This window comes from Microbacterium sp. H1-D42, assembly GCF_022637555.1.
Taxonomy (GTDB): domain Bacteria; phylum Actinomycetota; class Actinomycetes; order Actinomycetales; family Microbacteriaceae; genus Microbacterium.
In genome coordinates, this window is sequence record NZ_CP093342.1 from 2,703,673 (window position 1) to 2,728,112 (window position 24,440).

The 24,440-nt window shown below is 68.4% G+C and carries 19 protein-coding genes; 6 read left to right on the forward strand and 13 right to left on the reverse strand.

Annotated elements, in window-relative coordinates:
- Nucleotides 1-138: 138 nt before the first annotated feature.
- From MNR00_RS12905 to MNR00_RS12950, 10 genes are all read right to left on the reverse strand, one after another.
- The gene (locus MNR00_RS12905; protein WP_241926323.1) at nucleotides 139-945 is read right to left on the reverse strand and encodes an SURF1 family cytochrome oxidase biogenesis protein; all 807 of its coding nucleotides are present in this window, start codon (nucleotides 943-945) and stop codon (nucleotides 139-141) included.
- The gene (locus MNR00_RS12910; RefSeq protein ID WP_241928849.1) at nucleotides 942-2,060 is read right to left on the reverse strand and encodes a GuaB3 family IMP dehydrogenase-related protein; all 1,119 of its coding nucleotides are present in this window, start codon (nucleotides 2,058-2,060) and stop codon (nucleotides 942-944) included. Before MNR00_RS12910 ends, MNR00_RS12905 begins: the two co-directional genes overlap by 4 nt.
- 232 nt (nucleotides 2,061-2,292) lie before the next feature.
- A complete protein-coding gene (locus tag MNR00_RS12915; protein ID WP_241926324.1) occupies nucleotides 2,293-3,978 on the reverse strand; it encodes an ATP-binding cassette domain-containing protein in 1,686 nt (561 codons plus the stop codon).
- A 686-nt stretch (nucleotides 3,979-4,664) separates the two neighbouring features.
- A complete protein-coding gene (locus tag MNR00_RS12920) occupies nucleotides 4,665-6,146 on the reverse strand; it encodes a pyridoxal-dependent decarboxylase (RefSeq protein WP_241926325.1) in 1,482 nt (493 codons plus the stop codon).
- On the reverse strand, nucleotides 6,143-7,507 hold the full coding sequence (locus MNR00_RS12925; protein ID WP_241926326.1) for an MFS transporter: 1,365 nt from the start codon (nucleotides 7,505-7,507) through the stop codon (nucleotides 6,143-6,145). The genes MNR00_RS12920 and MNR00_RS12925 overlap by 4 nt, the downstream gene beginning before the upstream one ends.
- Nucleotides 7,508-7,548: 41 nt before the next feature.
- Nucleotides 7,549-8,100 (reverse strand): OsmC family protein, encoded by a 552-nt coding sequence (locus MNR00_RS12930; RefSeq protein WP_241926327.1) that lies wholly within the window; start codon nucleotides 8,098-8,100, stop codon nucleotides 7,549-7,551.
- 101 nt (nucleotides 8,101-8,201) lie between these two features.
- The gene (locus MNR00_RS12935) at nucleotides 8,202-8,477 is read right to left on the reverse strand and encodes a DUF2277 domain-containing protein (RefSeq protein WP_241926328.1); all 276 of its coding nucleotides are present in this window, start codon (nucleotides 8,475-8,477) and stop codon (nucleotides 8,202-8,204) included.
- A 112-nt stretch (nucleotides 8,478-8,589) separates the two neighbouring features.
- The gene (locus tag MNR00_RS12940) at nucleotides 8,590-10,449 is read right to left on the reverse strand and encodes a hypothetical protein (RefSeq protein ID WP_241926329.1); all 1,860 of its coding nucleotides are present in this window, start codon (nucleotides 10,447-10,449) and stop codon (nucleotides 8,590-8,592) included.
- Nucleotides 10,450-10,707: 258 nt separating this feature from the next.
- Nucleotides 10,708-11,406, reverse strand: coding sequence for a response regulator transcription factor (locus tag MNR00_RS12945; protein WP_241926330.1), 699 nt, complete (start codon nucleotides 11,404-11,406; stop codon nucleotides 10,708-10,710).
- Entirely contained in the window at nucleotides 11,406-13,355 is a 1,950-nt protein-coding gene (locus MNR00_RS12950; protein WP_241926331.1) for a histidine kinase, read from the reverse strand. Before MNR00_RS12950 ends, MNR00_RS12945 begins: the two co-directional genes overlap by 1 nt.
- Before the next feature lie 224 nt (nucleotides 13,356-13,579).
- Between MNR00_RS12950 and MNR00_RS12955 the strand changes: the two genes are divergently transcribed.
- Together MNR00_RS12955 and MNR00_RS12960 are read left to right on the forward strand one after the other, a co-directional pair.
- Nucleotides 13,580-15,553, forward strand: coding sequence for a S16 family serine protease (locus MNR00_RS12955; protein ID WP_241926332.1), 1,974 nt, complete (start codon nucleotides 13,580-13,582; stop codon nucleotides 15,551-15,553).
- 65 nt (nucleotides 15,554-15,618) lie between these two features.
- On the forward strand, nucleotides 15,619-16,026 hold the full coding sequence (locus tag MNR00_RS12960) for a hypothetical protein (RefSeq protein WP_241926333.1): 408 nt from the start codon (nucleotides 15,619-15,621) through the stop codon (nucleotides 16,024-16,026).
- A 65-nt stretch (nucleotides 16,027-16,091) separates the two neighbouring features.
- Here the strand turns inward: MNR00_RS12960 and guaB are convergent, their stop codons facing one another.
- Nucleotides 16,092-17,594: an IMP dehydrogenase gene (guaB, locus tag MNR00_RS12965; protein WP_241926334.1), complete on the reverse strand. Its 1,503-nt coding sequence runs from the start codon at nucleotides 17,592-17,594 to the stop codon at nucleotides 16,092-16,094.
- Between the two features lie 333 nt (nucleotides 17,595-17,927).
- On the opposite strand from guaB, the gene MNR00_RS12970 reads away from it, so the two are divergent.
- Genes MNR00_RS12970 through MNR00_RS12985 form a run of 4 tightly spaced genes read left to right on the forward strand, consistent with a single transcriptional unit; the run spans nucleotide 17,928 to nucleotide 21,959 of the window.
- Nucleotides 17,928-19,235 carry a branched-chain amino acid ABC transporter permease gene (locus MNR00_RS12970; protein WP_241926335.1) on the forward strand — a complete coding sequence of 436 codons (1,308 nt, stop codon included), beginning with the start codon at nucleotides 17,928-17,930 and terminating at the stop codon, nucleotides 19,233-19,235.
- Between the two features lie 3 nt (nucleotides 19,236-19,238).
- Complete coding sequence (locus MNR00_RS12975) at nucleotides 19,239-20,216, forward strand: branched-chain amino acid ABC transporter permease (RefSeq protein ID WP_241926336.1); 978 nt, start codon at nucleotides 19,239-19,241, stop codon at nucleotides 20,214-20,216.
- Nucleotides 20,217-20,259: 43 nt separating this feature from the next.
- The gene (locus MNR00_RS12980) at nucleotides 20,260-21,186 is read left to right on the forward strand and encodes an ABC transporter ATP-binding protein (protein ID WP_241928850.1); all 927 of its coding nucleotides are present in this window, start codon (nucleotides 20,260-20,262) and stop codon (nucleotides 21,184-21,186) included.
- Nucleotides 21,183-21,959: an ABC transporter ATP-binding protein gene (locus MNR00_RS12985; protein WP_241926337.1), complete on the forward strand. Its 777-nt coding sequence runs from the start codon at nucleotides 21,183-21,185 to the stop codon at nucleotides 21,957-21,959. The genes MNR00_RS12980 and MNR00_RS12985 overlap by 4 nt, the downstream gene beginning before the upstream one ends.
- A gap of 76 nt (nucleotides 21,960-22,035) precedes the next feature.
- Here MNR00_RS12985 and MNR00_RS12990 read toward each other — a convergent pair whose 3' ends face one another.
- Together MNR00_RS12990 and rarD are read right to left on the reverse strand one after the other, a co-directional pair.
- The gene (locus MNR00_RS12990; RefSeq protein ID WP_241926338.1) at nucleotides 22,036-23,289 is read right to left on the reverse strand and encodes an ABC transporter substrate-binding protein; all 1,254 of its coding nucleotides are present in this window, start codon (nucleotides 23,287-23,289) and stop codon (nucleotides 22,036-22,038) included.
- Nucleotides 23,290-23,399: 110 nt separating this feature from the next.
- Nucleotides 23,400-24,347, reverse strand: a complete 948-nt coding sequence (rarD, locus tag MNR00_RS12995; protein ID WP_241926339.1) for an EamA family transporter RarD — start codon at nucleotides 24,345-24,347, stop codon at nucleotides 23,400-23,402.
- Between the last annotated feature and the right edge of the window lie 93 nt (nucleotides 24,348-24,440).

The following is a 24,440-nucleotide window of genomic DNA, read 5'->3' on the forward strand; positions in this document are numbered from 1 at the left end:
GCGCATGAATGTGACCATAGAGCGCCCCGGTGACATCCGGCAAGGGTGTTCTGTGTTCGGGCACCGATCCGTCGGTCAACGGGCACCGATCCGTCACCAAGCGGTCACCGAGATGAACGGCCGGCGAACAGCATCCGATCAGGCCGCTGCGGCGTCCTCGAACTCCTCGACCTCGCGCTCCCACGCATCGCGCGCGAGGCGGTACCAGAGGTAGAAAGCGAAGCCGGCGAAGATGGCCCATTCGGCCGCGTAGAAGATGTTCAGCCAGTTGATCGGCGACTTGATCTCGGGGGCGGGCGAGCTGATGTCGACCAGTCCCTCCGGCGCCTCGATGGATGCCAGGTACGGGCGGTACACGCCCAGCTGATCGACATCGTGCCAGCGGCTCAGCAGTGCGGCCGGAGACATCCGGTCCAACCGCATCACGTCGTCGCGCGGCGGGAGCTGCACGCCCTCGTCGTCGATGATCCGGCCGGTGATCTCGACCGGAGTGGAACCAGCGCCGGACGAGAGCGCCTCGGCGGCAGCATCCGCCTCTTCGCGCGTCGCGGCCCAGCCGAGCGCCACGGCGATCGAGGTGCGCTCGTCGACGCGCAGCTGCCCGGTGACCCAGTACCCCTCAGCACCGTCGTTCGCGCGAGACGAGACGATGATGAAGTCCTCGGCGACCCAGGTGCCTGCGGTCTCCACGCGCTGCCCGCCCAGCGACTCGTCGAGGTACTCCCCCGGCTCGACGACGTCGGTCAGAGGGCGCACCTGCTCGGTGGCTCCAGGCGCGGGCGGGTCGGTGTCGATCGCGCGCGCCAGCTGCCACTGGCCGAGCCAGGCGAACACACCTGCCACGACCAGACACAGCACGAGCACGCCGATCCAGCGGCCGCGCAGCATGACCTCGCGCAGCGTGGGCGGGAACTGCTGCGGCGCGAGCGGCTCTGGCGTCGTCATCCCAGCTCGTACGGTGCGAGCACGACCTCGACCCGCTGGAACTCCTTGAGGTCGGAGTATCCGGTGGTGGCCATCGACTTGCGCAGCGCCCCGATCAGATTCGCGGTGCCGTCGGCGACAGGCGCCGGTCCGTACAGGATCTCCTCGAGGTTCGCGACGCGGTCGACGGCGACACGACGGCCGCGCGGCAGCTGCGCGTGGTGCGCCTCGGCGCCCCAGTGGAAGCCCTGCCCTGGGGCATCCGACGCACGCGACAGCGTGACGCCGAGCATCACGGCATCCGCACCCATCGCGAGGGCCTTGACCATGTCGCCCGAGGTGCCGACGCCGCCGTCGGCGATGACGTGCACGTAGCGTCCGCCTGATTCGTCGAGGTAGTCGCGGCGCGCCGCGGCGACGTCAGAGACGGCGGTCGCCATCGGGGCGTGGATGCCGAGGGTCACCCGCGTGGTGGATGCCGCTCCCCCGCCGAAGCCGACGAGCACGCCTGCTGCTCCGGTGCGCATCAGGTGCAGCGCCGCCGTGTACGTCGATGCTCCGCCGACGATGACGGGCACGTCGAGGTCGTAGATGAACTTCTTCAGGTTCAGCGGCTGGGCGACGCTGGAGACGTGCTCGGCCGAGACCGTGGTGCCGCGGATCACGAACAGGTCGACGCCGGCGGCGACGACGGTCTCGTACAGCTCCTGCGTGCGCTGCGGGGTGAGGGAGCCGGCGACGGTGACGCCTGCCTCGCGAATCTCGGACAGACGCTGCTTGATGAGCTCGGGTTTGATCGGCTCGGCGTACAGCTGCTGCATGCGGACGGTGGCCGTCTCGGCAGGCAGCGAGGCGATCTCGTCGAGCAGCGGCTGCGGGTTCTCGTAGCGGGTCCACAGGCCCTCGAGGTCGAGCACGCCGAGGCCACCGAGCTGACCGAGCATGATCGCCGTCTGCGGGCTGACCACCGAGTCCATCGGGGCCCCGATGACGGGGATGTCGAACGAGAAGGCGTCGATCGTCCAGGCCGTCGACACGTCCTCAGGGTTGCGAGTGCGCCGCGACGGAACCACCGCGATGTCGTCGAACGTATATGCGCGGCGCGCGCGCTTGCCTCGGCCGATCTCGATGTCCATGCTCACGGGTACAGCCTACCCGGCGGGTCTATGAGGGCCGCCGACGGGCCGGCGCGATCTCGGATGCTCGGCGCCTGGCATCCGACTCCTCCGACCGGCCCGGATCAGGCGATCACCCCGAAAGCAGGACGAGTCCTCGAGAATCGGCCTGACGCGGAGCCGATCGCCTGATCTCGGGCGTCACCTCCGTCGGCGCACCGAAGGCGGTGGATGCCCGGTGCCGGGCATCCACTCACCGCTGGCGCACCACCCGGCGCTCGTCCCACACCGGCGCATCCGACTCGTACACCTCGCCGTCCTCGCCGAAGACGAGGAAGCGGTCGAACGAGCGGGCGAACCACCGGTCGTGGGTGACGGCGAGCACGGTGCCCTCGAAGCGGGCGATGGCCTGCTCCAGGGCCTCGGCCGACTCCAGGTCGAGGTTGTCAGTGGGCTCGTCGAGCAGCAGCAGGGTCGCCCCGCTGAGCTCGAGCAGCAGCACCTGGAACCGCGCCTGCTGCCCGCCGGAGAGCTGGTCGAACGCCTGCTGCGCCTGCTTCACCAGCCCGTAGCGATCCAGCGCCGAGCTCGCCGCGTCGCGCGGCATGCCGGCGCGACGGTCGTCACCCCGATGCAGGATCTCGAGCAGCGTGCGCCTGGCGAACTCCGGATGCGCGTGCGTCTGCGCGAACAGTCCCGGAACGACGCGAGCGCCGAGCACGGCGGTTCCGGTGTGCGGCACAGCCGCCAGATCCTCGGATGCTGCCGTGAGGTGGCCGAGCGTCGGATCGGGATCGCTGCCGCCGCGCGCCAGCAGCCGCAGGAAGTGCGACTTGCCCGACCCGTTCGAACCGAGCACCGCGACCCGGTCGCCGAACCAGACCTCGGCGTCGAAGGGCTTCATGAGTCCGGTGAGCTCGAGCCTGGTGCTCACGATCGCGCGTTTGCCGGTGCGGGCACCGCGCAAGCGCATGTCGAAGTCCTGCGCCGGCGGGCGCTCCTCTGGCGGGCCCGCCTCTTCGAACTTGCGCAGCCGGGTCTGGGCGGCCTGGTAGCGCGAGGCGAAGCCGTCGTTGGCCGAGGCCTTGACCTTGAGGTTGGCGACGAGGGTCTTCAGCTTCTCGTGCTGTTCATCCCAGCGCCGACGCAGCTCGTCGAGCCGGTCCATCCGGTCGGTGCGGGCCTGGTGGTATGTGGCGAAGCCGCCGCCGTGCACCCAGGCGCTCGCGCCCGCTCCTCCTGGCTCCAGGGTGATGATGCGATCAGCGGCCCTGGCGAGCAGTTCGCGGTCGTGCGAGACCAGCAGCACCGTCTTCGCGCTCTCGCGCAGGCGCCCCTCCAGCCAGCGCTTGCCAGGCACGTCGAGGTAGTTGTCCGGCTCGTCCAGCAGCAGCACGTCGTCTGGTCCTCGCAGCAGCGCCTCGAGCGCCAGGCGCTTCTGCTCGCCGCCCGAGAGGGTGTCGAGATCACGGAACCGCGCCCGCTCGTACGGCACGCCGAGGGCTGAGATGGTGCACTGATCCCAGACGGTCTCGTGCTCGTAGCCGCCGGCGTCCGCGTAATCGGCGATCGCCGTGGCGTACGTCATCTGGTTGCGCTCGGTGTCGTCCTCGATGAGCGCGTTCTCGGATGCCTCGAGAGCTTCGGCTGCGACGCGGATGCGGGCCGGCGCCACCCGCACGAGCAGATCGTGCACGGTTCCGGCGTGGCCATGGCCGACGAACTGGTCCATGACGCCGAGTGATCCGTCGATCGTGACGACACCGGCATCCGGGGCGAGATCGCCGCGGATGATCCGCAGCATCGTCGTCTTACCGGCGCCGTTCGGGCCGATCAGTGCGCTGGTCTTGCCGGCGCCGACGCGGAACGTGGCCTCGTCGAGCAGGGGACGGCCGTCGGGGAGGGTCAGCGAGATCGCGCTGACATCGATGTAGCCCACAGTGGTTTCCTTCCGCCCACCATGTGGCGAGCCGATCAGGATATCAGGATGCAGGGAGGCTCATGCGGGCAGCCAACTGCTTCGCGCTCGCCCAGCCCAGCATCCGACGCCTTCCCGCCCAGCCCGCCCGGCCGGCCCCGCCAGGCCCCGCCCCGCTCGGCTCGGCTCGGCTCGGCTCGGCTCGGCTCGGCTCGGCTCGGCTCGGCTCAGCTCAGCTCAGCTCAGCTCAGCTCAGCTCAGCTCAGCTCAGCTCAGCTCAGCTCAGCTCAGGCTCAGGCTCAGGCTCAGGCTCAGGCTCAGGCTCAGGCTCAGGCTCAGGCTCAGGCTCAGGCTCAGGCTCAGGCTCAGGCTCAGGCTCAGGCTCAGGCTCAGGCTCAGGCTCAGGCTCAGGCTCAGGCTCAGGCTCAGGCTCAGGCTCAGGCTCAGGCGATCAGCCTGACATCAGGCCGAAATCCGCGAAATCGACCTGATTTGGGGCTGATCGCCTGATCTCGGGTCGGCTACTGCAACTGCCAGGTCGCCACCCTTGCCCAGCATCCGCCCCGTCGCCCCGCGCCCAGCATCCGCCACCGCGCACCAGCGTCGCCGCCCCTGCTCATCGTCGCCGCCCCTGCTCATTTGCGTAAATGAACGGGGGCGGCGCAGCTCAGCAGGGGCGGGGGCGACAAGGGCAGTCGCCCGAACCCTCAGCGTGGGTCGGACAGCCGCGCCAGCAGCTCCGACAGGAGCGCCTCGGACACCGGCGCCGGCAGCTGCTCGACCAGGGCCATCAGCGTCGCCAGCGGCGCGCCGGCATCGACCTTCGCCGCGCCGGCCAGGCGCAGCAGCGTCCACGCGGACGACGGTCCGGGCACCCGACCGCCTTCGCGGTAGCCGAGTGCGCGCATGGCTGCGGCGAGCGCGCGTGCGTCGGCTGGCGCCTCGCCGCGCACCTGATCGGATGCTGCCGCCAGCGCCCCGGTGAACTCGCCGATTCCGCGCTCGAGTGCGGGGGTGAGGGTCAGGTGGGCGCTGTGCGGGATGCGCACCCCGTCGGCCTGCGTGAAGCCGGGCTGGTGCTGGATCTTCCACCCGAATCCGACCAGGGCGTCCGCGAGCCGGTGCGGATCCACCCGCTCCGCCGCAGGCACAGACAGATCGGCGACGACGGCGATCGCCGGCCCCACAGGATCGCCGAGCACGATCAGACCGCGGATGCCGTCCACCGCGCGGCGCACCACCACGGCGGTCCGCCGGATCGCGGCGGTGAGATCGGCGTATCCGTCGTCACCCAGGTGCTGCGTGATCGCCCAGGCGGCTGCCAGCGGCGAGGCCGACCGCGAGCCGAGCAGCGTCGGGTTGACGACCGGGTATCCGGCCCAGCGCGTCGTCGCGAAGAACTGCGCGCGCCGGCGGTGGCGGCCGCGGTGGAGCAGCACCGAAACGCCCTTGGGCGCATAGCCGAACTTGTGCAGGTCGGCCGAGATGCTGGTCACGCCGCGCACGCGGAAGTCCCAGGCCGGCAGCTTCGGCCACCACGGCAGCACGAAGCCGCCGAAACACGCGTCGACATGGCACGGGATGCCACGATCGGCGGCTGCGGGCGCGACGGCGCCGACCGGGTCGAGCAGTCCGGTGGGGTACGCGGGTGCCGAGACGACCACCAGCGCGACGTCGTCGTCGAGCCGGGCGATGATGTCGGCGGGGTCGACCGAGCCGTCGGGCGCGCACGGCACCGGATCGAAGTCCAGATCGAACAGCAGCGCCGCTTTCTGGAACGCCGCATGCGCGGTGGCAGGGGCGACCAGGCGGGGGCGTCGCACTGCCGGCCGCGATCCCGAGTCCGGATGCTTCTCCCGCCACAGCTCGCGCGCCGTCTTCACCGCGAGCAGGCAGCTCTCGGTGCCTCCACTGGTGACCGAGCCGACCACGGACCGCCCGCCGTTCAGCATCCGACGGGCGAAGCCGATCACATCCCGCTCCATCGCGGCGATCGAGGGGAACACCGTCGGATCGAGTCCGTTCAGCGGCCGTGCGAGCTGCGCGGCAGCATCCGCCAACTCGTCGAGCTCGGCGAGGCCGGAGTCGTAGACGTACGACAGCACCCGCCCGCCGTGGGTGGGCGCGTCGTCGGCGCGCAGTCGACGCAGCCGGGCGAGGATCTCGCTCGTGCCCTGCCGCCCGCTCATGCACTCGTCCCGACGATGTCCTGCTCGCGCAGGCGGTAGCGGGCGAGCGTGATCAGGCTGAGCACCATCAGCACCGCCGGGAGCAGGCTGAAGGCCACGGCGATGCCGGTGACGGCCGCAGCGGGCTGCGCCACCTCGGTACCGGCAGTCGATTCGATGTAACCGGTGATGGCGAGCACGATCGAGAGCACAGTGGCCCCGAGCGCCATGCCGGTCGTCTCCCCTGCTGTCCACACTCCGCCGAACACTCCAGAGCGGTTGCCGCGCGTCGCGTCCGCCTCATGCGCCGTGCGGTCGTGCGCGATCACGTCCGGCAGCATCGCCATCGGCAGCGTCTGCATGCCCGCATACGCTGCGCCTGCAAGCGCGACCGGAGCGAGGATCCACCAGCCCGGGACCCACACCATGACCGTGAGACCGAGGGTGGCCACGAGGAACACACCGCTCGCGAGGCGGAAGCCCCGCTCCTTGCCGACATGATCGGCGATCAGCTTCCACACCGGAGCCATCAGCAGCGCCGGCGCGATGAGCGAGGCGAACAGCGGTGTCACGGCACTCTCGTCATGCAGCACCCAGCGGGCGACGAACTGGGCAGCGGCGAGCATGAGGCCCGTCGCGAGCCCTTGCAGCATGAAGGTGGCCAGCAGCGCGCGGAAAGGCTGGCTCTCGCGCAATACGGCGATGCCCTCGCGGTAGTGCATGCCGATCGACGAGCCGGCGCGCACAGGCAGCAGCGGCCGCTGCGGGGCGACGGTCGAGGCGACGTACAGTCCGATGCCGAGCAGCACGGCTGCGACGATCGCCATGACGAGGTAGCCGAGCAGCTCGTTGCCGGGGAACATGCCGCGGATCTCGGGCCCGCCGGCGCCGAACAGCAGGATCGCGACGGTCAGCACGACCACGCGCCAGGTGAGCAGGCGCGTGCGCTCGCGGTAGTCGTCGGTGAGCTCGGCCGGCAGTGCGATGTAGGGCACCTGGAACAGGCTGAAGCAGGTCGCGGCGGCCATGAACGCGATCAGCACCCAGATCGCTGAGGGGATGGCGCCGAGTCCGGCGGGCACTGCGAAGGTCAGCACGAACGCGATCGGCAGTCCGATCGCACCGATCCGCATCAGTCCGCGGCGGCTGCCCCTTCGGGCGAGCTCATTGTCGCTGAGCCCGCCGATGACGGGGTCGATCAGCACGTCCCACACCTTCGCGGCCGTCACGATCGCGCCGGCGGCGAGCGCCGTCACGCCGAGCGAGTCGGTCAGGTAGTACACGAGCACAAGGCCTGGCAGGGTGGCGAAGCCGCCGGTCCCCAGTGATCCGATGGCGTAGCGGGTGACTTGCCCCCGGGTCAGGTTCGACGCTGAATCCATGGGCTCACTCTATCGGCGGCTCACGGGCCGCCGATCCGCCGTCAGACGAGCGCGCCCGTCACCGGCACCTGGTTCGCGAACAGGTCGAGCACGGGGCAGTGCTCCTCGACGACAACGCGAAGGCGGTCGTACTCCTCGATCGTGTTCGGTCCGGTGATGTCGACCTTCACCCGCACGTCGTGGAACCCCGCGCGGCCGGACTCGTCGATGCCGAACAGCTTGCGCACGTCGAGGTCGCCCTCGGCGGTGATCTCGAGATCGTCGATGGTCAGTCCGAGTGCCTGGGCGTACAGCCGGAACACGACGACCTGACAGGAGATCAGCGCGCCGAGTGCGTATTCGACAGGGCTCGCTGCGGCATCGTCACCGGCGAGCGCGGCCGGCTCGTCGACGAGGAAGCGGTGCTTCCCGGAGCGGATCTCGGTGCCGACCGAGCCGACGCCGCGACCGGTGACCTTGTAGGTGAGCTGAGCATTGGTCGCGTCGCGCGCGATGCGCTCGCCCCAGGTCGTTCCGGCCTCGGCGAGGCGCTGCGCGCGCTCGTCGGCGGAGACATCGGCGATGGCTGCGAGCTGGTCGTTGAGAAGAGTCATGCGGCGACCGTAGTCGGATGCCCGCGGCGGGCGCGACCGTTCGCGTCACGCCCCGCAACACCGTGTCACAGACGGCAACGATGCGTCACAGACGGCAACGCTCAGGCGGCGTAACGGCCGGAGGCCACAGCCTTCGCCCTGGCCTTCGCCGCCTCCTCCTCGCGGTTCTTCGGCGGCCTGGTCGCGACGAGGTCATTCAGCAGATGCTGCGTGACGTGCGCGATCTCGGCGACGGCCTGTTCGAACGCGGCTTCATTCGCCTTCGACGGCTTGGTCGTCCCCGCGATCTTCCGCACGTATTGCAGCGCGGCTGCCTGCACCTCATCAGAGGTCGCGGCGGGCTCGAAATTGTGGAGAGTGTGGATGCTGCGGCACATACCGGCACGCTACGCCTGGCATCCGACGCTGGAAAGGGGCGGATGCTGATCAGCATCCGCCCCTCGCGCGTCTCGCGCTGGACTCCCCAGTGCAGGCGCGAGACGGCCCCGGTCAGGCGCCGCTGCGTCGACGCGCCGCGATCAGCGCGCCGCCGACCCCGAGCAGCAGCGCGCCCGCCGCACCGGCGAGCAGTGCGGAATCGACATCGCCGCCGGTCTTCGCCAGCGCGGATTCACCAGCATCTCCGTCCCCAGAGGCGGACGCCGGCGCCGCAGGTACCTGCGTCGGTGTCTGCGTGGGCAGCGGCACCGGCTGCGTTTCCTGCTCCGTTCCCGGCTCCGGCTCGGGCTCCGGCTCGGGCTCCGGCTCCGGCTCCGGATCCGTGTCGGGACCACCGTCAGCGACCGTCGCGAGCTCGGTGCAGTCGTTCTGGCGGTTCAGGTCGATGCGTGCGGTAGTGGCGCAGGCTTCGACCGGCCGAGTCGACTCGCCCGAGGTGAGCCGTGCACGCAGCGTCAGCGTGGTCTCGGTTCCGAGGGCGAACGCGGCGGTCGGAACGTAGGTGTACACGGCGCCATCGACAGAATCGAGCCGCCAACCCTGCGGAGCCGCCTGCGGGTCGACCAATTCGACGTTGTCGCCCAGTGTCACGCGCAGACGCAGGTCGTCGATCGCCTCAGCAGAGAACCCGGACAGCAGATTGCTCACACCCACGTGCATGTCGAATTCGGTGCCCGCGTCGCCGTACACGCCGTTCCAGCCCAGGTTCACCTCTGCCGAGTGATCGATCTCTGCCGCGAGATCGGCCTCGGCATCCGTGACCACCGTGTTGCAGGTCAGGGTCTGCCCTGGCACGAGTTGCACTGTGGAACCATACGGACCCGACTGGCCCGATCCACAGTTCCAGTCCGCCATGCGCCAGACAGTCGGATCGAATCCCGACTGCGCGGTGCTGGATGCCACCAGGCGCGGCGTGTACGCGCCGGCGGGCACCTGGACCTGACCCCCGGGGGCGACGGATGCGGTGACAGCGCCCTTCGCGTCGATCAGCGTCAGAACCCAGTCCGAGTTCTCACCGACGTGCGCAGGATCTCCGGCGGCGTCCTCACCCGCCAGAGTGAGGAGCGAAGTGAAGCCGAAGTACGGATCGGGCAGCGGGCCCGTGACCTCGTAGATGTACACGCATGAGGTGGCGAAGGCCGGGCGCACATCTACGAACCACACACCCCCCTGCTGATACTGGATGCCGAACTCAGCCCCCTCGACCCCGCCGGCCTGCTCCTGATAGGCGCATTCCAGGCTCGAGAACGTCAGCTGCGCCGCGGCGGTGGCGTTCAATTCGACGTCCAGCGCGTAAGCGCCTGCGATCGGGTCCATCGCGGCGATGGCGTTCGTGGCGGGATCGGACGTGTATGACGTCGTGCCGGTCGCGGTGATCGTCCAGTCGAAATCCGCCGGGTAGGGCGCATCGACCGGATCGCCTGCGCCATCGATCAGATGCACCGAGACGACAAAGAGGTGGGGCAGCGCACCGGGGTCGTCCGCCGCGGCAGCCATCGGCGATCCGCCACTCGGCGCCGCGATCACATCAGTCGCGGTCGCGTCGGTCGCGGTCGCCGCCTGCGGTGCGTCGGATGCCACGGCGTCCGAGTCGGATGCTGACTCTTCCGAGTCGGATGCTGACGGTGGCACTGTGTCGGCGGCGTCGTGCTCGGGCGCTGCGGGAGCTGTATTCCCTGCCGGCGCTGCGGGCGCGGCCGCGTCAGAGGCGGGTTCCGGTGCCGACGGCACCGCAGACTGGTCCGGTGCCGGTGCGGAGGCCGCCGCACCGGCAGGGCTCGGTGCCGGAGCGGTGTCCTCCGTCACGACAGCAGCGGGTTCGGCGCCCTCTGCGCCCTCGTCCGCACTCGCGGTCATTCCCGGCCCCAGCAGCGCGATCGCAGCGACGAGAGCGGCCCCGGAGAGGCGCATCCAGGGCGGTCGGATTCTGTCGGCATGTCGTGGCGACGTCGTGTGTCTGCGTTCTCGGCGCATGAGGAACCCCCAAGGTGTCCGGTGAGTAAGAACTCCGTCGCCGCGGTGACGGCAGGACGGAGAGCGCCTCGCAGCGCTCCCGACACTCTTTCGGCCGCAGCGGTCGCACAGCATCCACCCGCGGGGAACACCACATGCGACGAAAGTGGACAACCTGAGTCGACCTTGGTCGCATCAAGGTGAGTCGCGCCCGCGTCAGTCAGCGTCCTCGTCGGGGACGAGCCCGTGCTGCAGCGCGAAGATCACCGCCTGAACACGGTCGCGCAGACTGAGCTTCGCGAGCAGCCGGGTGACGTAGGTCTTCACCGTCGCCTCGCTGAGGTACAGCACCCCGGCGATCTCGGCGTTCGAACGCCCGCGAGCCAGTTCGATGAACACGTCGTACTCGCGCTCGGTCAACAGGCGCAGCTCGGCCGGCGGCTCGGGCGCCGGGCGCGCCCGCCCGAGGAACGAGTCGACCAGACGGTCCTGCACAGCGCGGGAGAAGACCCGCTCTCCCCGATGCGCGGCCCTGATGGCGACGAGCATCTCCTCAGTCGACGCGGTCTTCAGCAGATAGCCGGCGGCCCCTGCCCGCAGCGCCTGCTCGATGCTCTCGCCCATGTTGAAGGTGGTCAGCATGATCACGACGCAGTCGAGCTGCTGATCGACGATCAGCTGAAGCCCCTGCAACCCGTCGGCCTCCGGCATCGACACGTCCATGAGAACGACATCGGCGTCGTGCTCGCGGGCGACTGCGGCGGCTTCCGCGCCGTCGGATGCCTCGGCGACGATCTCGAGATCGGCTTCCACATCGATGATCGCGACGAGCCCGGCCCGCACGAGCTCATGGTCATCAGCGACCACGACGCGGATGCGCCGACCGGCCTGCTCCGTCTCTGTTGCTTCGGCCATCAGGTCTCCCTCCCCTGGTCCCGCACGGCGGGCCCGTCGTCGTGTTCTCTAGAGCTGCGCCATTCGGCGTACACCTCGAAACCGGCATCCCGCGGACCGGCTCTGAACCTGCCGCCGTACTCCGCTACCCGATCGGCGAGCCCTGGCAGACCCCGGCCGCGGCCGAGGCTCTCGAGCGCTCTCCTCGCGCCGGTGAACGGGTCCGACATCGGAGCCGCTCCGCTGTCGCAGACCCGCACGAACCGCTTCATCCCATCGCCACCGGTCTCGATGACGACTCTGGCTCCGGGTGCGTACCGCGTGATGTTGGTCAGCGCCTCCTGCACGATCCGGTAGCTCAGCAGATCGGCCTCGCCGATCGGACGATGCCGAATCTGCAGCCCCGTCGCCCGCGCCCCTTCGATCAGGGTGTCCAGGCTCAGCCCGGTGTCGCCCTCATCCCCCGGACGTCCGCGCGCGAGGGCGTCGATCTCGTCCAGCGTGCGCTCGCCCACCGCGAGCACCGACGTCATGCTGCGGCGAGCGCGATCGGGGTCCTTGGCGCACAGCGCGTGCGCGGCGCCGGTCTGCAGACTCATGGCTGTGATCCCGTGGCTGACGCCGTCGTGCAGTTCGCGCGACAGCAGCATCCGCTCGGCCCGCTCCGCGCGCAGACTCGCGGCCGCGATCGCTGCCAGCAGACGCACCGACCTGGCCTGTTCGGTGTGCAGGATGTCGTCGCGCTCCTTCCAGGCGGTCGCCGCCCCGAAGGTGAAGGCCGCGAGCACCGCGATGAAGCCGAACCCGCGCGGGCCGAAGTGCGCGCCGAGCATCAGGGCGCCGGCGATCAGGACGATCAGCGGGATGGCTCCGCGCGCCGCGGGCATCCGGGTCAGCTGCCAGATCAGCGTGCCGACCCCTACCCCCAACGGCAGCAGCGCGTCGGGTTCGAAGCCGGCGTCGATCGCCACCACGGCGAGCGCACCACCGGCCGCGACACCGGCGAGGAGCGGGACTCGATGCACGATCATGATGCACAGCGGCACGATGATCGCCGCCTGCATCAGGTACGCGTTGCCGTCGCCGAGAACCACAGCTGCGGCGACCGAAGCGGCCAGCAGCGGCACGCCCATCCACCACGCGAGTGCCAGGTTCTCTCCCGCCGCATGAGCCACATCGACCGTGTCGCCGTCAGGTGATCGTCCCTCGCCTCCGGATCGGGAGTGCCGATGAGGCCGCCGGCGTGCCCCCGCCGCATCGTCCTCGTCGTCGAGCATCGTCAGCGTCTCGTGCAGCTGCCCGATCGCCCTGTCGCCCTCCCGGCGGATCGACTCCGCATCGGCCGCACGGTATGGCAGTCCTCGCTGGTGCATCGCGTGGGCGAGCTCACACATCCGGTGCACCGCCGACCGCAACACGTCCAGAGCGGCCTCCGACGCTCGCAGCCGACTGGTGCGCGCCGACTCGCTCATCGTGCGCTCCAGATCGACGGCCGCCAGGGCTGCCGACTTCCGCGCGGCGTCGACGGCCTGCGCGGCGCGACGCCGGATGACGAGGCCGAAGACCCAGGCCGCCGCGTGCACGAGCACCGAGACGGGAAACGCATACCAGGGCGCATCGACGCGCATGGCCGCCAGCGCACCGAAGGCGACGACAGCGAGACCGCCCAGCGCGACGCTGCCGCCTTTCCGCCCGAGATATCCGAGGACGTACAGGCTCGGCAGCAGCAGCTCGATCTGACCGTACGGAATGCCCGCCCAGGCGCTCACCGCAGATGCCGCCAGGGCGAGCATCGCCGCCGTCAGCGGGTGTCGGTTCAGCAGGGCGATCGCGCCCATGCTGAGCGGCACCACGAGCCACACGCTCCAGGACACGCCTGGCGACTCGAACAGCAGGAAGAACGTCACCCAGGCACCGCAGAGCAGCGCGGCCGCGAACGGCTGGCGCAGAAGCCCTGCGACGCTGCTCATGCCCTCATGCTAGGGCGCCCTGTGACTCACGCCCCAGGGTCGCCGATTCACTCACAGAAGGTTGACCGACCTGTCGACTTTCGGTGATCCGACGCCACCCACGGTCGCTAGCCCGTACGGCTCAGGTGGAGTCGGATGGTGCCAGGGGGATGCGAGTGCGCCACGGAACGCTGGTGCGGCGCCGACTGCGATCGCCCGCACATCGACCGCTGAGGAGCGCACTCATGAGCACGCCGTCCCTATTCGCACCGCGAGAACACCGCGCACGGCGCACACGGCGCCGGCTGGCGCTGGTGGCCATCGTCACCGCCGCAACGACGGCGTTGAGCGGCTGCTTCGCCCTGCCGATGCCGAAGCCGGCAGCATCCGCCTCGGCCAAGGCCGACGCCAAGACCGGGCCGACCTCGGTCACGATCCCCGTCATGCTCGTCTCGAGCGGCGGCGGGGGCGGCAGCGTCGGCTCGGCGTCGATCAGCATCGCGCAGGGCGCGGAGGACGGGATGACCGTCGAGGTCGCCGAGTCGGAGGTCAGCGGCATCGGCGAGAGCTTCCGCGCCGCAGCGTGGAACTCGGTGATCGTATCAACGCTCATGTCGGGCGCGTCGGTCGAGAACGACTACCGGTTCGAGATGCACGGCATGGTCGACGGCCCGAGTGCGGGCGGTGTGAGCACCGTCGCGCTGCTGAGCCTCATCCACGGTGACGAGCTCGCCGATGACGTCGCCATGACGGGTACGATCACCGCCACAGGCACGATCGGGCCCGTCGGCGGGATCCCCGAGAAGGTGCAGGCGATCGCCGATGACGGCCGGTTCACCAAGGCGCTGATCCCGCTCGGCTCGCGCAACTCCCGTGATTCGTCCGGTGCTCAGGTCGATGTCGTCAGACTCGGCAAGGACGCCGGGATCGACGTGGTCGAAGTCGGCGACATCACCCAGGCCTACCGGGAGTTCACCGGCGTCGAGCTGACCTCGGGAACGGCGCCGAAGCCGAAGATCAGCGATGAGGGGTACACGCGTCTCGAGGTGGCCACTCAGAAGCAGGTCACCGCCTACGTCGATCTCGAATCGCGATTCCTCTCGCTCTCCCCGACAGTGCAGGAGTTCGGCTGGGGTCTGTACGAGGACACGCTCGCCGACATGCAGCAGGCCGAGCGGCTGCTCGATCAGGGGCTGCCCGGCGGCGCGTTCGTCAGTGCCGTGAACGGCGTCGTGCTGATGGCGGCCGCCGCGGCGACGTACGACACCATCGACGCCGCCCTGACCGGGGACGTCACTGGTGTCGAGCGTGCGCTGCGCATCGCGGGGAACACCGAGCAGAAGATCATCAACTACATCAGCGAGCTGAACACCTTCAAGGTCGCGACGCTGGCGGATGCCGAAGCACTCGCGACCAGCTACGGCAACGGCTTCGACGCGCTGACCGTCTACCAGTTCGCACAGCGCCGCATCCAACCCGTGCTGGCGCGCCTCGACGCAGGCGAGTACAGCGCCGACGAGTTCCTCAATGACGCGGTGCAGCCGCTGCTGTTCCTGCAGATCGCCGAGTCACAGCTCGCCGCCGCCGACGCCATCTTCGAGATCGGTCGGGGCCTCGAGGGGCCGGCGATCGATAAGTCGGCGGATGCGGAAGCGCTGGGAGCTTTCCTCCGTCGCGCCTCCGAGGCCAATCTCGAGGTGTTCGACTCTGCCGTGCTGCGGGGACTCGCCGAGGGCTCGGGCCTGTCGATGGAGGTCGCCAGGGCGCGGCTGGGCGGATGGGATGTCGGCGTGGAGCTGGCTTACACCTCGAAGGACAACATCCACGCCATCACCTCGTTCATGGGCGAGGACAACCCGAACGCGGCGTACGCCATGATCGGCCACGGCTGGCTCAACTACGCGCGCAACGCCAGCCTCGTCGACAAGTACTACAACAACGGCATCGTCGATCCGAGCACGTTCGAGCTCTCGGGCGTGCGATCGGAGCCGGTGCTCATGCACACGCTCGACTTCGCCAGGGACCGCGTCTCAGCGGCAGTGGACGCTCTCGAGCAGAGAGAGCATTCTCCCGCCCTGATCGTCGGCGCCTTCGAATCGGACTCGCTCGATCGCGAGGGCGACGTCGACGCGAAGTTCACCGCCATCCAGGGCTACACCGGCTCATACGCCATGGCGCGGATCCTCGCCTATCTCGGTGGCTTCCCCGAGGCCGGTTGACGCACGAAGACGCCCGTATCGAATACCGACATATCGAAGACCGACACATCAAAAGGAGAACCGAAATGACCACTCAGGAACCCATCGCCTCGCCGCCCTCAGCGGGCCCCAGCCACCCTCAGCCGGGCCCACAGGCCCACGTTCAGCCCGCGGCACCCGCGTACGCGCAGCCCGTCGCTGCACCTGCGCCCGCGGCACCGGCCGGCGGCTTGGCCATCGCCGGGCTGATCCTCGCCTTCGTCGCCGCTCCCATCGGGCTGGTGCTCAGCATCGTCGCGCTGGTGAAGCGCAAGCGCGGAGGCGCCTCGATCGGCCTGCCGCTGACCGGCGTGATCATCAGTGCGCTGTTCATCATCGGCACCATCACCGCGATCGTCATCGCCGTCAGCATGCTGACGCAGGTGGCCGCGATCTGCACCGAACTCGGACCGGGCGTCTGGGAGTCGGGCGGAGTGACCTACACCTGCGGCTGAGACGATGAAGGGGCGGATGCTGATCAGCATCCGCCCCTTCATCCTGCTTCAGTCGCTCGCGCGACTCATTTCTTGTAGTTGGGCGCCTCGACGACGATCTGCACGTCGTGCGGGTGTGACTCCTTGAGCCCCGCCGCGGTGATGCGCACGAACTTGCCGCGGGCCTTGAGCTCGTCGATCGTGCGCGCGCCGACGTAGAACATCGACTGGCGCAGCCCGCCGATCAGCTGGTACGCGACCGCCGCCACCGGACCGCGATAGGGCACCTGGCCCTCGATGCCCTCAGGGATGAGCTTGTCGTCGCTGGGCACGTCGGCCTGGAAATAGCGGTCCTTCGAGTACGAGGTCTGCTTGCCGCGGGTCTGCATCGCACCGAGCGAGCCCATGCCGCGGTACAGCTTGAACTGCTTGCCGCTCTGGAAGACGATCTCACCCGGCGACTCGTCAGTGCCCGCCAGCAGCGAACCGAGCATCACGGCATCCGCTCCGGCGACGAGCGCCTTGGCGATGTCGCCCGAGTACTGCAGACCGCCATCGGCGATCACCGGCACGCCGGCTGGTGCCGCGGCGAGTGATGCCTCGTACACGGCGGTGACCTGCGGCACTCCGACGCCCGCGACGATGCGGGTGGTGCAGATCGATCCGGGACCGACGCCGACCTTGACGGCGTCGACTCCGGCATCCACCAGTGCCTGCGCCCCCTCGCGGGTCGCGACGTTGCCGCCGATCACGTCGATGTGCGCGAACGACGGGTCGGCCTTGAGTCGCTTGACCAGGTCGATGACGCCCTGCGACTGCCCGTTGGCGGTGTCGACGACGAGCACGTCCACCCCGGCATCCCGCAGCGCCTCGGCGCGCTCCCACGCGTCGCCGAAGAAGCCGATCGCAGCTCCCACGCGGAGACGTCCCTGCTCGTCCTTGGTGGCGAGCGGGTACTTCTCGCTCTTGTCGAAGTCCTTGATCGTGATGAGGCCGGCGAGCTTGCCGTCATCGTCGATGAGCGGCAGCTTCTCGACACGGTGCTTCGCGAACAGGGCGATCACGTCGCCGGCGGCGACGCCGACCTTCGCGGTGACGAGGTGCTCGCTCGTCATGACGTCCTTGACCTTGGTGGTCACGCGCTCGCGTCCCGAGACGAAGCGCATGTCACGGTTGCTGATGATGCCGACCAGGCGACCGTCGCCATCGATGACGGGCAGGCCCGAGATGCGGTACTTCGCGCACAGCTGGTCGACCTCTTCGACCGTCGCGTCGGGTGTGGTCGTGACGGGGTCGGTGATCATGCCGGACTCGCTGCGCTTGACGCGGTCCACGTCGGCGGCCTGATCGGCGATCGAGAGGTTGCGGTGCAGGATGCCGATGCCGCCCTCGCGTGCCATCGCGATGGCCATGCGCGCCTCGGTGACGGTGTCCATGGCGCTGGAGAGCAGCGGCGTCGCGACCGAGATGCGCCGCGTGATGCGCGACGACGTGTCGGCATCGCTGGGGATCACATCGGTATGCCCCGGCAGCAGGAGCACATCATCGTAGGTGAGTCCGACGAAACCGAATGGATCGTTCTGCTGCATGGAACTTTGCTCCTCTGCGCCGATGCGGCGCCGTGTCGTGACGAATGCGCGTAGACGAAGCGGGGACGGCCCGACTCCGTCGTGATACTGATTCTAAGCGCGCGACGCCTGCGGATATTCCGAGAGTCGCCAGCAGCCGCGCCGAAAGCGGATGCTGCGCGGCCGCGCCAGGCATTTCGATCCGGCCACAGATGATGCGCTCCGCGTGCCCGTCGGGTTACGCTCGATCACGTCCATCATCGAACGGCTGCCCGAGGCTCGTTCGAGGGCACTCGATGTGGAGGATGCGTGGGACACAGATCAACGGCGCTTCGGCGTCCCCGAAAAGGGCTGATGACGCTGTTGACAGCGCTGGTGGCCGCTTTCCTGGTGCTCGGCGCACCGGCCGGCGCGGCTTTGGCCGACACGACGGATGACGGCCAGGACGTGACGGACTTCTACTTCGCCGGCAACATCACCTTCAAGGGCGAGCCGATCGTGGGCGTCGGCGTCTCGGTGGACGGTGGCGGTTTCAAGGCGGAGACCGAGACCGATGCCGACGGCAAGTGGCGGCTGTACGTCCCCGAGAAGGAGAAGTACACGCTCAGCATCGACGAGGAGTCACTTCCCGACGGCGTGATCGTCGATCCGGCACAGCTTCCCGAGGGCGTGTCGCCCGTTGACGGCACCAGTGGCTCGTTCGAGGCCGAGTTCGGCCTCACAGGCACCAAGATCATCAACCTCTTCCTCGGCCAGGGCGAACGCGTCACGGTCTCGTTCATGGACCAGCTGATCTCACGCACCGTCGGCGGCATCAACTTCGGCCTGCTCCTCGGACTGGCATCCATGGGTGCTGCGCTGATCTACGGCACGACCCGACTGTCGAACTTCGCCCACGGTGAGATGGTCACCTGGGGCGGCGTGGTGGTCGTGCTGGTCACCTCGTTCTGGCAGCTACCGCTCTGGCTCGGATTGATCGCGGCGGTCGTGGGCGGAGGCGCACTCGGCTGGGCGATGGATGCCGGGCTCTGGCGCCCCCTGCGACGGCGCGGCCTCGGCATCGTCCAACTGATGATCGTCAGCATCGGCCTCTCACTCGCGCTGCGATACGCCATGCAGTACATGATCGGCGGCGGCACCCACCAGCTGCCAGGCGCGAGCCCCACCCCGTTCACGTTCGGGCCGATCACCCTGTCGTACATCGACATCATCGGCATGGTGATCAGCATCGTGGTGATCCTCGGCATGGCCTACTTCCTCACCCGCACGCGCGTCGGCAAGGCGACAAGGGCGATCTCGGACAACCCGCAGCTCGCGGCGGCATCCGGCATCGACGTCGACAAGGTCGTGCGCATCGTCTGGATCGTCGCCGGCATGCTCGCCGCGCTCTCCGGGGTGCTGTGGGCCTACTTCCGCCCCGGCGTGAAATGGGACATGGGCATGCAGATGCTGCTGCTGATCTTCTGCGCCATCACGCTCGGCGGGCTGGGGTCGGCGATCGGCGCCCTGATCGGATCGATCATCGTCGGCATCGCCGTCGAGGTGTCGACCTTGTTCGGCGTCCCCTCCGACCTGAAGTACGCGTCCGCACTCGTCGCGCTGATCGTCATCCTGCTGGTCAGGCCGCAAGGCCTACTCGGTCGCAAGGAAAGGCTGGGCTGACGCATGGACTTCGGATCGATCTTCGGCAACACCGCCGCATACATCTTCAGCCCGGTGACCATCGCCTACGCACTGGCGGCGACAGGTCTGGCTGTTCACTTCGGCTACGCGGGCCTGCTCAACTTCGGCATGGCGGCCTTCATGGCCGTCGGCGCGTACGGCTACGCCATCCCGATTCTGGCCTTCGGCGCCCCGTGGTGGCTCGGCATGCTGATCGGGCTGCTCGGCGGCGCGGTGTTCGCGCTGCTGCTGGGCATCCCCACACTCCGTCTCCGCGCCGACTACCTCGCCATCGCGACGATCGCGACCGCCGAGGTCGTGCGACTGCTGTTCCTGACGCAGTTGTTCGAAGACGTCACCGGCGCCGCCGGAGGCCGCAGCGGCTACCACGCGAGCTTCCGCGCGGCGAACCCGTTCCCGCCAGGGGTCTACGGCTTCGGCCCGTGGACGTACAACGCGACCGAACTGTGGGATCGAGTGTTCGGCCTGATCCTGCTGGTCATCGCCATCGTGCTGGTCTGGGCGCTGATGCGCAGCCCGTGGGGCCGCGTGCTCAAGGGCATCCGCGAAGACGAGGACGCCGTGCGCTCGCTCGGCAAGAATGTCTTCTCGTACAAGATGCAGGCACTCGTGGTCGGTGGCGTGCTGGGCGCAGCCGGCGGAATCGTGTTCGTGCTGCCGTCGGCCGTGGTGCCGGGCAGCTACTCCACATCACTGACGTTCTTCCTGTGGACCGTGCTGCTGCTCGGTGGAGCCGCGACCGTCTTCGGCCCGACGCTCGGCGCGGTGCTGTTCTGGGTGCTGTTCGCCTTCCTCGGCAACCTGCTCCCGCAGATGGCCGCGGCGGGCTACCTGCCCATGTCGACGTCACAGGCCGAGGTGGTCCGCTGGATCCTCGCCGGCGTGGCGCTGATGCTCATCGTGATCTACCGCCCGCAGGGCATCCTCGGAGACAAGAGGGAGATGACCTTTGTCAAGTGAGCAGCAGTCGAGCGAGAAGCGCCAAAAGGCGACCGGCCTCGCCGTGGGGCCGGCGAAGCCCGGCGTCGCCAAAGTCGATCCGATCCTCGTCGTCGACGGGGTCGAGCGGCATTTCGGCGGCCTGACCGCCGTCGATGTCGAGCACCTCGAGATCCCCCGCGGCGCGATCACAGCGCTGATCGGTCCGAACGGTGCCGGCAAGACGACACTGTTCAACCTGCTGTGCGGCTTCGACAAGCCGAACAGCGGCACCTGGCAGTACGACGGCAAGAACCTGGCAGGCGTGCCTTCTTTCAAGGTCGCGCGGATGGGCCAGGTGCGCACCTTCCAGCTCACCAAGGCGCTGTCCCTGCTTACCGTGCTCGAGAACATGAAGCTCGGCTCGCCCGATCAGCCCGGCGAGAAGTTCTGGGTGAGCCTGTTCCCCGGGCTCTGGCGGAAGCAGGAGATCGAGATCGAGAAGAAGGCGCGCGAGCTGCTCACGCTGTTCAAACTGGATGCGAAGGAGAAGGACTTCGCCGCGTCGCTCTCCGGTGGCCAGCGCAAGCTGCTCGAAATGGCGCGCGCGCTCATGAGCAACCCACAGCTGGTGATGCTCGACGAGCCGATGGCCGGAGTCAACCCGGCCCTGACCCAGTCGCTGCTGGATCACATCCTGGGGCTGAAGGACCGCGGCATGACCGTGCTGTTCGTCGAGCACGACATGCACATGGTGCGCCACATCGCGGATTGGGTCGTCGTCATGGCCGAAGGTCGGGTGGTCGCAGAAGGCCCGCCCGAAACCGTGATGGAGGACCCGGCCGTCATCGACGCGTATCTCGGCGCCCATCAGGACGTCGACCTCGGTGAGGTCACCGGGCGCATCTCGGTCGTCTCCGGTGACGCCGCGGCGTCGGATGCTGCCGCCACCCGCATCCGCGAGAAGATCGAGGCCGAGGCCGAGGCAGAGCTCGAGGAGGAGCAGAAATGACCGACCCTTCGACGGACTCAGGACCGCAGCCTGACACCGATAACCGCGAGATCGTCGTGGAGTTGAAGGACGTGCACGCGGGATATCTTCCCGGGGTGAACATCCTCAACGGTGCGAACCTCGTCGCCCGCAAGGGCGAGCTGATCGGCATCATCGGACCGAACGGCGCCGGAAAGTCGACCCTGCTGAAGTCGATCTTCGGCATGGTGCATGTACGCGACGGTGAGATCACCGTCGACGGCTCGAGCATTCTCGGTCTGAAGGCCGACAAGCTCGTGAAGCGCGGGGTCGGCTTCGTTCCGCAGACGAACAACGTCTTCCCGTCGCTGACCATCGCCGAGAACCTGCAGATGGGGCTGTACCAGAACCCGAAGATCTACAAGCAGCGTCTCGAGTTCGTCACCGGCATCTTCGCCGAGCTCGGCTCGCGACTGGGGCAGCGTGCCGGATCGCTGTCAGGCGGCGAGCGCCAGATGGTGGCGATGTCGCGCGCCCTGATGATGGACCCGTCGGTGCTGCTGCTCGATGAGCCCTCGGCCGGTCTCTCCCCCGTGCGTCAGGATGACGCGTTCATCCGCGTCTCCGACATCAACAAGGCCGGCGTGACGACGATCATGGTCGAGCAGAACGCCCGCCGCTGCCTGCAGATCTGCGACCGGGGCTACGTGCTCGATCAGGGCCGCGACGCCTACGAGGGCACCGGTCGCGACCTGCTGAACGACCCGAAGGTGATCGGACTGTACCTCGGCACTCTCGGCCAGGACGCCGCCTGATCTGCCGAGAACAATCCGCTGAGAGCAGTGAAGAGAGCCCCGGATGCATCGCATCCGGGGCTCTCTTCACTCGTGCTTACTTGATGCGGGTCTGGACGTTGCCAGCACCGAACTCGTAGACGCCGATGGCTGCACCCTTGGGGTCGTTGTTCTCGTCGAACGTGACCTCGCCGGACAGGCCGTCGTAGTCGGCAGTGCCGCCGTCGTTGATGATGGTGGCGCATTCGGCGAAGGTCTTGCACTTCTCGCCGTCGCCCTCACCACCGGAGACCTCGCGCATCTTGCCCGCGATGTCCGCGCCCTCGACCGACTGTGCCTTCAGGGCAGCGAGTGCGATCAGGATCGTCGCGTCGTAGGCCTCTGCCGAGTATGTGACGGCATCGATCGGGTCGTTGCCCTCAGCAGTCCAGACCTCGTTGAGCTGGTCGATGAAGTCATCGGGCAGCACAGCGCCGGCACGGGTGCCCTTGGAACCGGTCAGGTCGACCGAGAGGTCGGGCCAGTCCTTGAGGTTTCCGTCGACCAGGTACAGGCTGCCGGTGTCCACGCCGGCGTTGCCGAGCAGCGGGGCGATGGTGGCGAACTGGTCGTAGGAGACGATCGCGACAGCATCCGGCTTCGCGGCCGCAACCTCGTCGACCTGGGCGTTGAACTGACCATCACCCTGGTTGTACGAGGTCTCCGCGACCACCTCGCCGCCGGCGGCCTTGAACGTGTCGCCGATGGCCTTCGCCAGGCCTGTTCCGTAAGGGTCGTTCTGGTAGATGATGCCGAGCGACGTGTGACCGTCCTCCGCGATCTGGTTGCCGAGCACTTCGCCCTGCAGGTTGTCGCTGGGTGCGGTGCGGAAGTACATCGGGTCGATGCCGGTGAAGTCGGCCGAGGTGTTCGACGGCGAGACGGTGACGATGCCGGCGCCGACGTTGCCGTCGAGGATGAGCTTCGTGACGCTGGACGATGCGGCGCCGACCATGGCGGTGATGCCCTCGCTCTGCAGCTTCGAGACCGACGTCTCGTACGCCTTGTTGTCGAGGTCGCCCTCGTCGCCCGTGGACAGTTCGACGGTGATGCCGGCGTCGGCCTCATTGATCTGTGCGACCGCGAGCTGCACACCGGCTTCCATCGGCGCGCCCAGGAATGCGAGCGTGCCGGTGGCCGGCAGCAGCGATCCCAGCTTGAGCGTCAGATCGACAGCAGCCGGCTTGTCGCCGCCTTCTGACGGCTTGTCTGTCGGCGTGCTGCTGCAGCCGGCGATGACCAGTGCGGTCGCGCTGATCAGCGCGATCCCCGCGAAGATCCTCGCCGGACGCGAGCCCTTCATTGCGTTCATGTTGCTCCCTTGCGTAACTGAACGTGGATAACCACTTTCGGGTGTCTATCACACTATGGGTTCAGGCGCACAGAACGCTCCACGTTCTGTCTCGGTCGCCTAACAATCCGTCACAGCACGGGAGCGGGCGCCTCATGCCGGCCTCGCCGCTTCTGCAGCACCAGATCGATCACGAACACGATGATCGCGATCCACACCAGAATGAATCCCGCCCAGCGCTCCAGCGGCATGGGCTCCCCCAGCAGTGCCCACCCGACGAGGAACTGCATCACGGGAGTGATGAACTGGAACATCCCGACCAAGCTCAGATCGATGCGTCTGGTGCCTGCGGCGAACAGCAGCAGCGGCACGGCGGTGGCGATGCCGGCTCCTGCAACGAGTGCGGTGTGCAGCGGCGAGACCGTGCCGAACGTGATGCCTTCGGTCTGCGAGACGACGATAAGGGTGACGACGGCGATCGGGATCAGCCAGAAGGATTCCAGCGTGAGGCCGCTGACAGCATCGACGGCGGCGCCGATTCGCTTCTTGACCAGGCCGTACAGACCGAACGACGCCGTCAGCGAGACGGCGATCCACGGGAAGGCACCGTACGCGACGATGATGACGACGACCGCCACCGCCGCGATGCCGATCGCGACGGCCTGCAGCCTGGTGATGCGCTCACGCAGCACGATGACGCCGAGCAGCACGGTGAATATCGGATTGATGAAGTAGCCCAGACTCGTCTCGATGACCCGATCACTGAGGGTTCCGATCAGGAAGACCTGCCAATTCACGTAGATGAGCACACCGGCAAGAGCGGTCCATCCGAGCAGCGCCGGCCGGCGCACGACCCTCCACAGTGATGACCAGCCGCGCATCACCGTGAGCAGGATCAGACAGAACACGAACGAGAGCAGCACGCGCCAGGCGACGACCTCCCATGGTCCGGTCGGCGCGAGGGCGAGGAAGTACAGCGGCAGCACACCCCAGATGAGGTACGCGCCGACAGTGAAGGCGACGCCGCTGCGAAAGGCTCCACGCGCAGCAGCAGGGGACGCGGAGAGATCGGATGTCACTTCAGCACCCTATTGCCTCCTCACGCCGGCACGGCGGCTACGCGCGTAGATCACTCTTCCCATAGCACGAAGAAAGTCTTATAGTTGCGGCAT